General features: G+C 70.0%; 10 protein-coding genes. 5 read left to right on the top strand and 5 right to left on the bottom strand.

Annotation, left to right across the window (positions count from 1 at the left end; genetic code table 11):
* Positions 1-170: 170 nt before the first annotated feature.
* Positions 171-1,919 (top strand): ABC transporter ATP-binding protein, encoded by a 1,749-nt coding sequence (locus HF323_RS00965; protein WP_169580712.1) that lies wholly within the window; start codon positions 171-173, stop codon positions 1,917-1,919.
* Between the two features lie 121 nt (positions 1,920-2,040).
* Here HF323_RS00965 and HF323_RS00960 read toward each other — a convergent pair whose 3' ends face one another.
* The 3 genes from HF323_RS00960 to HF323_RS00950 all read right to left on the bottom strand — a co-directional run bounded on the left by HF323_RS00960 (position 2,041) and on the right by HF323_RS00950 (position 5,783).
* A complete protein-coding gene (locus HF323_RS00960; RefSeq protein WP_169580711.1) occupies positions 2,041-3,003 on the bottom strand; it encodes an ABC transporter permease in 963 nt (320 codons plus the stop codon).
* Positions 3,000-4,004 carry an ABC transporter permease gene (locus HF323_RS00955; protein ID WP_169580710.1) on the bottom strand — a complete coding sequence of 335 codons (1,005 nt, stop codon included), beginning with the start codon at positions 4,002-4,004 and terminating at the stop codon, positions 3,000-3,002. The genes HF323_RS00960 and HF323_RS00955 overlap by 4 nt, the downstream gene beginning before the upstream one ends.
* Positions 4,005-4,109: 105 nt before the next feature.
* Positions 4,110-5,783, bottom strand: coding sequence for an ABC transporter substrate-binding protein (locus HF323_RS00950; RefSeq protein WP_169580709.1), 1,674 nt, complete (start codon positions 5,781-5,783; stop codon positions 4,110-4,112).
* 241 nt (positions 5,784-6,024) lie between these two features.
* On the opposite strand from HF323_RS00950, the gene HF323_RS00945 reads away from it, so the two are divergent.
* The 3 genes from HF323_RS00945 to HF323_RS00935 all read left to right on the top strand — a co-directional run bounded on the left by HF323_RS00945 (position 6,025) and on the right by HF323_RS00935 (position 8,340).
* Complete coding sequence (locus HF323_RS00945) at positions 6,025-6,888, top strand: fused MFS/spermidine synthase (protein ID WP_169580708.1); 864 nt, start codon at positions 6,025-6,027, stop codon at positions 6,886-6,888.
* A gap of 399 nt (positions 6,889-7,287) precedes the next feature.
* On the top strand, positions 7,288-7,815 hold the full coding sequence (locus tag HF323_RS00940; RefSeq protein ID WP_169580707.1) for a hypothetical protein: 528 nt from the start codon (positions 7,288-7,290) through the stop codon (positions 7,813-7,815).
* Between the two features lie 30 nt (positions 7,816-7,845).
* Positions 7,846-8,340 (top strand): SprT-like domain-containing protein, encoded by a 495-nt coding sequence (locus HF323_RS00935; protein WP_169580706.1) that lies wholly within the window; start codon positions 7,846-7,848, stop codon positions 8,338-8,340.
* Positions 8,341-8,363: 23 nt separating this feature from the next.
* Here the strand turns inward: HF323_RS00935 and HF323_RS00930 are convergent, their stop codons facing one another.
* A complete protein-coding gene (locus tag HF323_RS00930; RefSeq protein WP_169580705.1) occupies positions 8,364-8,999 on the bottom strand; it encodes a 2-phosphosulfolactate phosphatase in 636 nt (211 codons plus the stop codon).
* Between the two features lie 51 nt (positions 9,000-9,050).
* On the opposite strand from HF323_RS00930, the gene HF323_RS00925 reads away from it, so the two are divergent.
* Positions 9,051-9,566: a hypothetical protein gene (locus HF323_RS00925; protein ID WP_169580704.1), complete on the top strand. Its 516-nt coding sequence runs from the start codon at positions 9,051-9,053 to the stop codon at positions 9,564-9,566.
* A gap of 90 nt (positions 9,567-9,656) precedes the next feature.
* On the opposite strand, the gene HF323_RS00920 is transcribed toward HF323_RS00925, so the two are convergent.
* On the bottom strand, positions 9,657-11,087 hold the full coding sequence (locus HF323_RS00920) for an ABC transporter permease (RefSeq protein ID WP_223169153.1): 1,431 nt from the start codon (positions 11,085-11,087) through the stop codon (positions 9,657-9,659).

The raw sequence follows: 11,087 nt of genomic DNA, 5'->3' as shown, positions 1-11,087 counted from the left end.
AGGACGCTCGCCGCGGTGGTGACGGTGAGCATACTGGCGAGGTTCGGCATGTCTCGGCGTGCCGCCTGCTCGCCGCCGCGGGCCGCGACGGTGCAGTCCGCTCGTTACGACTGCGTAAAGGCTGTGGAGGGACGGATGCGGGTACGGGCCGGGAGGGGCAGGATGGACCAATGGCCCGATCCACCGAACGTCTCGCTGCCGGGACTCCCCTGATCCAGGTCCGCGATCTCGCGGTCGAGTTCCAGACCATCGAAGGGCCGGTGCGTGCGGTCGAGGCAGTCGATTTCGAGCTCGCCGCCGGTGAGACGCTCGCGATCGTGGGCGAGTCGGGCTCGGGCAAGTCGACGTCGGCGATGGCCGTGATCGGCCTCCTTCCCGGCAACGGCAAGGTCACACGCGGCAGCATCATGCTCGAGGGTGAAGACCTCGTCGGCGCCCCCGAGAGCGTGATGCGCGGCGTACGCGGCCGCACCATCGGCCTCGTGCCGCAGGATCCGATGTCGAACCTCAACCCGGTGACCAAGATCGGCAAGCAGATCGCCGAGACCCTGCTCGCCCACGGCCTGGCCACGCGCAAGAACGTCGACGCCCGCGTCATCGAGACGCTCGAGGCAGCAGGCCTCCCCAACGCGGCGGAGCGTGCGAAGCAGTACCCCCACGAGTTCTCGGGCGGCATGCGTCAGCGCGCGCTCATCGCCATCGGCCTGGCCTGCAACCCGAAGCTCCTCATCGCCGACGAGCCGACCAGCGCGCTGGACGTCACGGTGCAGAAGACGATCCTCGACCAGCTCGACCGCATGACCGGCGAGCTCGGCACGGCGGTCATGCTGATCACCCACGATCTCGGTCTGGCCGCCGAGCGCGCCTCCCGCGTCGTTGTGATGAACCGCGGGCGCATCGTCGAGCAGGGGCCGGCCCGTCAGATCCTCGAAGACCCGCAGCAGCCCTACACGCAGGCGCTCGTGAAGGCGGCACCGTCGGTGGCCGCCGTGCGCCTGCGGCCCGAGGTGTTCCGCACCTCGGTCCCCGGCGTCCCCCGGGCAGACATCACGCCGAGGGACGAGGGGACGGATGCCGAGGCCCCCGCCGCGACGACCGAACGGGTCCCTGCCACCACTGCGGACGGCGCTCCCGACCACATCCTCGAGGTCGAGGGCCTGAACAAGGTGTACAAGGTGCGCGGCAGCAAAGAGGACTTCCGCGCCGTCTCCGACGTCTCGTTCGCCATCCCGCGCGGTGAGACCGTCGCGATCGTGGGCGAGTCGGGTTCGGGCAAGACGACCACGGCGCGCATGATCCTGAAGGTGGTCGAGCCGACCAGCGGCGAGATCCGCTTCGACGGGCAGGACGTCGCGAAGCTGAAGGGCCGCGACCTCAAGCAGTTCCGCCAGCGGGTGCAGCCGATCTTCCAGGACCCCTACTCGTCACTGAACCCGATGTTCTCGATCGAGCGGATCATCACCGAGCCGCTCGAGTTCTACAAGCGCGGCTCGGCGAAGGAGCGTACGGCGCGCGTGCGGCAGCTGCTCGACGACGTGGCGCTTCCGCAGACGATGCTCCGCCGCTATCCGTCCGAGCTCTCCGGCGGCCAGCGCCAGCGTGTCGCCATCGCGCGGGCGCTCGCGCTGTCGCCCGACCTCATCGTCTGCGACGAGCCCGTGTCGGCTCTCGACGTGCTGGTGCAGGACCAGGTCCTGACGCTCCTGCGCGACCTGCAGCGGGAGTACGGGCTCAGCTACCTGTTCATCTCGCACGACCTCGCGGTGGTGCGCCTCATCAGCGACTACGTGTGCGTCATGAAAGACGGCGCGCTCGTCGAAGCCGCGTCGAGCGAGGAGATCTTCACGAATCCGCGCGACCCCTACACGCGTCGCCTGCTCGCCTCGATTCCGGGCAACGAGCTCGACATCGCCGTCTGACGCCCGATCGCCGGGCGGCGAGCCCCCGGTCCGCTTCGCGGTCCGGGGGCATCGTGCTCCCGCCTCGCACTCGGCGGAGCATGCGTTCCCAGGCGACGAATCGCGTAGCGGTATCCCGGGACTACCTGGCCCGCGTGCGAGGGTCCATCGCCTCGCGCAGCGCCTCGCCGAGCAGGGTGAAGCCGAGCGCGGTCACCGTGATGCAGATACCGGGGAGGAACGCGAGCGACGGCGCGATGGCGAGTTCGAGCTGCGCATACGTGAGCATGCGGCCCCACTCGGCCGTCTGCGGAACGTCTCCGCCGAGGCCCAGGTACGACAGCGCAGCAGCCTCGATCACGGCGGTGGCCAGCGACAGGGTTCCCTGGACGATGACGGGGCCGACGGCGTTCGGGAGCACGTGGCTCATGGTGATGGTCCCCCGGCCGAGACCGAGGGTCTGGGCGGAGAGGACGTAGTCGGCGTTGCGCTGCTGGAGCATCGATGCGCGCAGCAGCCGCGCGAACACCGGCACCTGGACGACACCGATCGCGATCATGAGCGATGCCTGGTTCTGGCCGATCACCGCGGCGACCGACACGGCGAGCAGGAGCGACGGCACCGAGAGCATGATGTCGACGATGCGCATGATGAGCGTGTCGACCCAGCCGCCGAACATGCCGCAGAGGAAGCCGAGGATCATGCCGCCGATGAGGCCGATGGCGGTGGACACGACACCGATGATGAGCGTGGCGCGGGCACCCCAGATCAGCTTCGACAGCACATCGCCGCCGAAGCGGTCGAGGCCGAGCGGGAACTCGGGAATCTCACCGGGGCCCGGGATGTGGGTCGGCGTGATGTAGCGCTGGCCGGGCAGCTCGGTGGGGCCGTACGGAGCCAGCCACGGTGCGAGGATCGCGACGAGGAGGAACACCGCGACGATCGCGGCGCCGACCCAGGCGCTGGGGTTGCGGCGCAGGCGCCGGAAGACGTCGCGCCAGAAGCCGCCGCCCGATGTCTTGGCGGACAGGAGCTCCTTGTCGTCGACGGAGGTGTCGTCGACCGGGCCGCCGCTCGGGGCGGGAGGAAGCATCGCGGATGTCATGAGACCCTCACTCTCGGGTCGATGAAGCTGTACGAGACGTCGACCGCCAGGTTGATGAGGGCGTAGCCGATCGCGATGAAGATGATGAAGCCCTGCAGCACGGGATAGTCGCGCGAGAAGATCGCGCGGTACAGGAACGACCCGATGCCCGGGAACGCGAAGACCGTCTCGGTGAGGACGGCGCCGGAGATCAGCAGGCCGACCTGCAGGCCGATCGTGGTGATCACGGGAAGCATCGCGTTGCGCAGGATGAAGCCCGACCGGATCGTCGAGCGGGAGATTCCCTTGGCCATGCCGGTGCGCACGTAGTCGGAGTTCTGCACCTCGAGCACCGACGCGCGCGTGATGCGGGTGATGATCGCGAGCGGGATGGTCGCGAGCGCGATGGCGGGAAGGATCAGGTGCAGGAAGGCGTCCCACGCGGCATCCCATTCACCCGTGAGTATGCCGTCGAGAACGTAGAAGCCGGTGTAATGCGTCGCGTCCATGCGCGGGTCCTGGCGCCCCTCGGACGGGAGCCAGCCGAGCTGCACGGCGAAGATCCACTTGAGGATGAACGCGAGGAAGAAGACGGGGATCGTGATGCCCAGCAGGCTGGCGCCGACCAGGAAATGGTCGGACGCCTTGCCGTGACGGCGGGCGGCCAGATAGCCGAGGGGGATGCCGACGCCGACGGCGATGATGATCGCGAAGATCGTCAGCTCGAGCGTCGCCGGGAAGCGACGGAAGAACTCCTCGACGACGGGCTGGCGCGTCTGGAGCGAGACGCCGAAGTCGCCGGAGAGGAGCTGGCCCATCCAGGTCAGGTACTGCTCGATCAGGGGCTTGTTGAAGCCGTAGGCCTCGTTGATCTCCGCGATCGCCTCAGGGGTCGCCCGCTCGCCCAGGAGAGCGACGGCGGGCCCGCCCGGAAGGGCGCGGACCCACAGGAACAGCAGGACGGAGAGTCCGAACAGCGTCGGGATGAGAAGGAGGAGCCGATGGCCGATGGTGCGTAGCACGGGGTGGGTTTCTCCGGGGTGGGCGGCCGAGGCCGCGCGAGCGGGCCGAACAGCGGGCGGGGCGCCGCGACCGGGTGAACGGCCGCGGCGCCCGCTGTGTCGTGCTTACTCGCTCAGCTCGATCATGTTGTAGACCTCGTCCTGCACGGGGCTGGCCGGGTACGACGTCACGCGCTCTGCGAACGCGAGGGTCGGCACCGGGTGAGCCAGCGGAATGCCGGGGAGGTACTCCATGATCTGCTCGTTGATCGCGAGGTAGGCGGCCTCCTGCTCCTCGGCCGTCGCGAGACCGCGCGCCTCGGTCAGGGCAGCGGTGAGCTCCTCGTTCGTGAAGCCCCACTCGTTGCCGGGGCTGGCGAAGAACGTCCCGACGAAGTTGTCGGGGTCGTTGTAGTCGCCGGTCCAGCCGAGCAGGTGGATGCCGTGGTCGGCGCCACCCTGGATGCGGTCGAGGTAGGTGGGGTTCCACTCCTCGCCGACCGGCTCGAGCACGATGCCGACGGCCTCGAGCTGCGACGCCAGGTTGGTGTAGATCTGCTCGGGGTTGGGCATGTACGGACGCGACACGTTGACCGGGTAGTTGAACTGGATGGTCAGCGGGTTGGACTCGTCGTAGCCGGCCTCGGCGAGCAGTGCCTGGGCCGTCTCGGGGTCGTACTCGTACGTCGTGACCTCCTCGTTCCAGCCGATGACGGCGGGCGGCATGAACTCCTGCGCCACCTCGGTGCCTTCGGGCAGGACCTGCGTGACGAGCTGCTCCTTGTCGATCGCGTGGGCGATCGCCTGGCGCACCTTCGGGTCGGACAGTCCCGGTGCCTGCTGGTTGATGCCGAGGTAGAGGATGTTGAACGGGTCGCGGTTGACCAGGTTGAACCCGGCCTCCTCGAGCGCGCCGAGGTCGGCGGGCGCGACGAGGTCGTAGCCGTCGATCGAGCCGGACTCGAGTGCCTGGCGGCGGGCGGTGGTCTCGCCGATCACCTGGAAGATGACCTCCTGGACCTGGCCCTGCTCGCCCCAGTAGTCCTCGTAGGCGCTCAGCGTGACGGATTCGCCCACGGACCACTCGTCGAACTTGAACGGACCGGTGCCGACCGGGTGACCCTGGGCGTACTCGCTGAGGACGGGGGCCTCGGCGGTGCCGCCGACCTCGTCAGCCGAGAACTCCTCGAGCGCCGTCGGGCTCTGGATCGCGAACGACGGCAGCGACAGCGCCGGGATGAAGCCGGCGAACGGCTGCGTCAGGGTGATCGCCACCTCGGTGTCGCTGGTGGCCTCGCAGCCGCCGTAGATCGAGGTGCCGGTGTCGGCGTAGCCGCGCATGAGCTTGCCCCAGTAGTAGGACAGGCTCTCGCTCGCCGCCACACCGGTGAAGTTGTTCATGCGGTCGAAGTTGAAGCAGACGGCCTCGGCGTTGAAGTCGGTGCCGTCGTGGAAGGTCACGCCCTCCTTGAGCTGGAAGGTGTAGGTCAGGCCGTCCTCGGACTGCTCCCAGCTCTCAGCGAGGCCGGGAGCGGGGTCGGCGGTCCCGGGCTCGACGCCGACGAGACCCTCGAAGATCTGGCGCGAGACGCGGAACGTCTCGCCGTCGTTCGCCATCGCCGGGTCGAGACCCGAGATGTCGCCGGAGGAGGCGAAGACGAACGTCGAGTCGACGTCACTCGCCTCGCCGGTGTTGTCGCCGCCGCCATCGCGCTGGCTCGCGCAGGCCGTGAGGACGACCGCACCGATGGCGATCGCCGCAGCGCCGCTCAGCAGGCGGCGCTTCCGGGTGTGGAGCATGTGCTGTGCACCTTCCGTATCGTGTGGGCGTCGCTGCACATCGTCGTGGAGCAGAGGTGCGCGTGCCCTCAGGGGGTGTGATGCATCGACGCTACCCGCAGCGGCAGGCACCGACGATTACACCTGTGTCTCGATTGTGTTTCGACGGTATCGGATGCCGCGAACTGATCGATCTGCTCATCCACAGGTGCCCGCGGAGGGCAGAAGCATCATCGCGGGCGGCACGGGCTAACGTGGACCCATGGGGCGCGGGAGGGACGAGGCATCCGCCCCCTCCGTGCGCCTCTCCGACGGCACGGCGGCGCGCATCGTCCGCTCGGCGTTCGGCGGCGGGTGGGAGCTCGACGTCGACGGCACACCTCAGTCGCACGTCGATCTCGACGATCCCACGCATCTCCACTTCGAATACGTGGCGCGCATGGGCGCGGTGATCGACAGGCTCCGGATGCCTCGCCAGCCCCTCACCGCGATCCATCTGGGCGCCGGTGCGATGACCATCCCGCGCTACGTCGAGGCGACGCGGCCCGGCTCGCGGCAGCAGGTCATCGAGCTCGAACCGGCGCTGTGGGACCTGGTGCGCGAGCACCTGCCGCTGCCCCGCGGAGCCCAGATCCGCGTGCGGATCGCCGACGCGCGCGAGGGACTGGGGCGCCTGCCCGCGGGACTCGTGGGCGCGGCCGACCTCGTCGTCTCCGACGTGTACTCCGGTGCGCAGACGCCGGCGCACCTGACGACGGTCGAGTTCTACCGCGAGGCGGCGAGGTACCTGGCGCCCGACGGCGTGCTCCTCGTCAACGTCGCCGACGGCGCCGGACTCGCCTTCGCCCGGCGCCAGGCCGCGACGATCGGCGCCGTGCTCGAGAACATCGTGATCCTCGCCGAGGTGCAGACCCTCAAGGGACGGCGCTTCGGCAACCTCGTGATCGCCGCCTCGCGGGCGCCTCTCCCGACGGAGTGGCTGCCCCGGCTCATGGCGGCAGGCCCCCACCCCGCCAAGGTCGCACAGGGTGCAGAGGTGGTCGAGTTCACCCGTGGCGCGCGAATCGCCACCGACGGCGATTCCACCGCGTCGCCGAAGCCCGCGGCATCCGTCTTCGACCGCTGACCCCACGCGGCCGCCCGCCCCGGCCCCCGCCGGTCCCCCCTCCCCCGCCCCACCCCTTGGCATGTCCCGAAATATGCGGGTCATGTCCCGAAGTTGACCGGCGGATGCCCGTGCAACCGACCAACTTCGGGACATGCACCAGCGGCCGGCGAGAGAGCGGCGATGCCAGCGACCAACTTCGGGACATGCACCAGCGGCCCGCAGAAGAGCGGCGGATGCCCGTGCAACCGACCAACTTCGGGACATGCCCCCGCAGCCCGCGAGGGAGCGGCGAGACCGGGCACCCGCGCCGTTCCAGAACACCGCTCATAGAAGCCGCTTCGGCGTGCCCTCGCCGATGATCCGACGGACGCGCTGCACACTGGATGGAGCGATCGAATGCGTGCGAAGGGAGTCGCTGTGAGCTACATCCGCGGGTACGACCCCGACACCCTCCGCGAGAAGGTCGACCCCCGTCAGTGCCGCGAGCGCCTCGACGAACTCGGCGAGCAGCGCAGTCTCCCTGCGCTGCTGGAGCGTGTATGGCTGCTGAAGGTGCTGGACCGCAGCGAGGACGCACTCGTCGTCTCCGAGCAGTCGGTGCGAGTGGCGCGCATGGCGGGAACCCGCAAGGATCTGCTGCGCGCGCGAATCCTCCACGCGTCGGTGCTGCAGGCGCGTCATCAGTTCGCCGCCGCCGATCAGGAGCTCACCACCTGCGCGGAGGAGGCGGAGGGTCAGGGCTGGGCCGGCATCGCGGCCTTCGCGTACCAGCACCGCGGCAAGGTGAGCTACGAGGCCGGCGACTACGAGTCGGCGCGCCGCGACTTCAAGCGCGCCCTGTTCCTGCGTCAGGAGTCCGGTGCGCCCGACGACCAGCTCGAGTCGACGCTGATGGCCATCGATGCCGCCGATCGGCGGCGGGCTGCGGCATCCGTCGCCAGCTGACTGTCGCAGGCTGGACCTACTCTCTCCTCCATGTCGGATCTGCACCGCGTGCGCCAGTGGGCCGAGGCGCTCATCGCCGTACACCTCGATAGCACCTGGTCGTTCGGGTTCGACAACGCCAAGCGCCGAGCGGGCCTGTGCGACTACACGCGCAAGCGCATCAGCGTGTCGCGCTATCTGACGGCGCGCTACGACGACGACACCAACCATCAGACGCTGCTGCACGAGGTGGCGCACGCGCTCGCCGGGCCGACGGCCGGCCACGGTCCGAAATGGAAGGCCGTCGCGCGCGACCTCGGCTACGTCGGCGGCACGACGCATCACGGCGAGACGGCGACAGACCTCGCACCGTGGATCGGGGTGTGCCCGTCGGGTCATGTCGCCTACCGCCACCGCCGCGCGACCCGGCCCACCTCGTGTGCGAAATGCGCGCCGCGCTTCGACGAGCGCTACGCATTCACGTGGACGCGGCGCGAGATCACCTCGGCCACCCGGCTCGCGGCGATGACTCCGCGCGAGGCCTAGATGAACCTGACCGCCAGGTACACCTAGAGCGCGACGAACACCCCGTCGCGCAAGACCGGGACGACGGATGCCGCATCCACCGCGGCGGCGGCGATGACGTCCGCGCGGCGGCCGATCTCCTCGAGCTCGCGCCCGGACGCGCTCGCCGTGAGGAGGTGCGTGGCCGCGCCGCGCAGCGAGCGGAAGCCCTCCCCGGCGACAGCCGCCTCGGGCGAGGAGTGATCGATGCCGAGCTCGGCGAGCGCGTCGATGACGGCCCCCGCGCCGAGGAGATCCTCGACGGCGAATCGCAGGCCGGCCGGCGCCTGCGACGTCAGCTCGCCGCACGCGATCACCGCGACGCTCGTGCGCGCGCCACGACGCTCCTGCTCCGCGAGGATCGCGCGGGCGACGGATGCCCGGTTCCTCAGTGCGCCCAGAAGCACGAGCCCGCTCGCGGCGGCCGCGACGGCCGCGCCGTTCAGCGAGACCGCGTGCGCGGAGGCATCCAGCGCCACCGGCTCGCCGCGCTCGAGGGACTGGACGACCGTCGACGAGAAGCGGAGCACGTCGACCACCACGACGATGTCGGACGGCGCGAGGCGCGCGAGCCCGTCAGCACCCCACTCGAAGCGCACCTGGTACGAGGACTGGTCGAAGGGGTGGAGCTGCCCGGGCATCCGTCCAGCGTACGCGGACCGGTCGGCCCACCCCGGTGCGAGACTGGAGCAATGCGCATCCTGCTGAAGCTCGTCATCGACTGCGACCCGGATGCCGCGTGGCGGGCGCTGCACTCGCCGCGCGCGGTCGCCGAACTCTACGGTCCGCTGCTCGACCTCGAGCCGATGGTGCCGAACGGGCTGCCGACCTCCTGGTCGCCCGGGGACGACGTGCCGGTGCAGCTGTCGGCGTTCGGCGGCGTGCCGGCCGGCCGGCAGCTCATCCACGTGAGCGAGCGCGAAGTGGAAGAGCCCCACGGCACCGTGCGGATCTTCCGCGACAGCGGCATCCCGCTCACGGGTCCGCTGTCGAGTCTCGATGTGTGGGACCACCAGATGGCTGTCTCGCCGGCACCCGGCGAACCGGGCCGCACGCTCTGGCGCGATCGCCTCGTGATCGGCGGGCCGACGGCGCCGACTCTCTGGCCGGTGCTGTGGAGCGCCTGGCAGTGGCGGGGGGCACGCATCCGCGCGCTCGCGCCGACGTGGGCCCACGACCTCGATCCCGACGGCGACCCGGTGATCTGACCCCGCGCGTTCAACGATGGACGACGGATGCCGCGGCCGAAGCCTGACCGCGGCATCCGCGTCGAAGCGCCCGAACGCTTCGTCCCGCCCTCAGTCCGCGAGCGCCTGCACCGGCGCGACGCGGGTGGCGAGCCGCGTCGGGACGACCGCCGCGACGAGGGTGAGGATCGCCGTCGCCGCCACGATCAGCGCGACCGGCAGCCACGGCACGGCCGGCGCGACCAGCGTTGGCGACTGCCACGCCGGCGGCATCGGCGTCGAGCCGAGCAGCGACTGCGCGCCCGCCCACCCGTAGGCCGTGCCGAGCACGAGTCCCGTGATGACGGACGTGATCGTGATGTGGGCCGCCTCCAGCAGCACCATGCGGCGCACCTGACCCGTCGAGACGCCGAGGGCGCGCAGCAGACCGAGTTCGCGCCGCCGCTGCACGACCCCGAGGGTCAGCAGGTTCACCAGTCCCACGGCCGCGATCACGGCGGACACCGCGACGAGTCCCATCATGATGCCGGAGAACGTGTCGATGATCGTGGTGAACTGGGTGTCGAGCTCGCCACCGGCCGAGACCGCGATGACCGACTTCACCGTCTCGAGTGCGACGGCGAACATCGTCACGAGCGTGACGCCGATCACGACGCCGATCGCCATGCGGCTCGAGCGCTCCGGATAGCGGAGGGCGTTCTCGGCGGCGAGGCGTGCGGTCGCCGAACGGCCGAAGACCCTCCCCACCGCCCGGAGCACCGGCGGCATGAGCATCGTCGAGCCCAGAACGAGACCGGTGAACGAGAAGAGACCACCGAAGAACGCGACGACCACGCCGAACGGCGTGATCAGACCGAGTGCGATACCGGCTGCGAGCAGTGCCGCACCGATCAGAAAGATCACGACGGCGACAGCATTGCGGCCCTTTCGACCGGTGAGCGACTCGTGGGAGGCCTCGACCGATCCGCCCAGTGCCTCGAGCGGCGTGACCGTGAGAACACGACGGGAGCCGACCCATGCAGCGGCCCACGTGGTGAGCGCGACGATGACCGCCGGGACGAGGAGCACCACCTGAACGACGGAGTACTGCACATCCTCGATGTTCAGCAGCGCCTCGAGCACCGCGATCCCTCCCACGGTGAGCGCGACGCCCGCGATCACTCCCGTGACCGCGCCGATCGCGCCGACACCCAAGCCCTGACGTGCGATCTCCGACCGCTGCGAGCGAGCCGAGGCTCCGATCAGACGCATGAGCGCGATTCGCCGGGTGCGGCCCGCGACGACGGTCGCAAAGGTGTTCGCCGTCACGATTCCCGCGACGTAGACCGCCACGCCCACGAAGACGACGGTGAGGATCGACAGGATCATCTGGAGCTGGGCGCTGTCACCGAGGTACGGGGCGGCGCTCAGGACGGCGGCGATGTACCCGGTGGCAGACAGCAGCACGACCCCGAACGCGCTCGAGATCGCCGCGACCAGGATGCTGGCGCCCATGCCCCGGTCACGCAGCCACGTGAGGCCGGCACCCGAGGCCCGCGGCAT

The organism is Microbacterium sp. MF43 (genome assembly GCF_012847295.1).
In the GTDB taxonomy this organism is placed as follows: domain Bacteria; phylum Actinomycetota; class Actinomycetes; order Actinomycetales; family Microbacteriaceae; genus Microbacterium.
Note: the sequence above shows the minus strand (reverse complement) of the source record. Positions and strands in the feature narration are given on the sequence as shown.

Coding starts and splice junctions, on each gene's coding strand:
- HF323_RS00945 (WP_169580708.1), top strand. CDS start 6,025: ATGGGGCGCGGGAGGGACGAGGCATCCGCCCCCTCCGTGCGCCTCTCC.
- HF323_RS00930 (WP_169580705.1), bottom strand. CDS start 8,999: ATGCCCGGGCAGCTCCACCCCTTCGACCAGTCCTCGTACCAGGTGCGC.
- HF323_RS00950 (WP_169580709.1), bottom strand. CDS start 5,783: ATGCTCCACACCCGGAAGCGCCGCCTGCTGAGCGGCGCTGCGGCGATC.
- HF323_RS00965 (WP_169580712.1), top strand. CDS start 171: ATGGCCCGATCCACCGAACGTCTCGCTGCCGGGACTCCCCTGATCCAG.
- HF323_RS00960 (WP_169580711.1), bottom strand. CDS start 3,003: ATGACATCCGCGATGCTTCCTCCCGCCCCGAGCGGCGGCCCGGTCGAC.
- HF323_RS00925 (WP_169580704.1), top strand. CDS start 9,051: ATGCGCATCCTGCTGAAGCTCGTCATCGACTGCGACCCGGATGCCGCG.
- HF323_RS00920 (WP_223169153.1), bottom strand. CDS start 11,087: ATGCCGCGGGCCTCGGGTGCCGGCCTCACGTGGCTGCGTGACCGGGGC.
- HF323_RS00935 (WP_169580706.1), top strand. CDS start 7,846: ATGTCGGATCTGCACCGCGTGCGCCAGTGGGCCGAGGCGCTCATCGCC.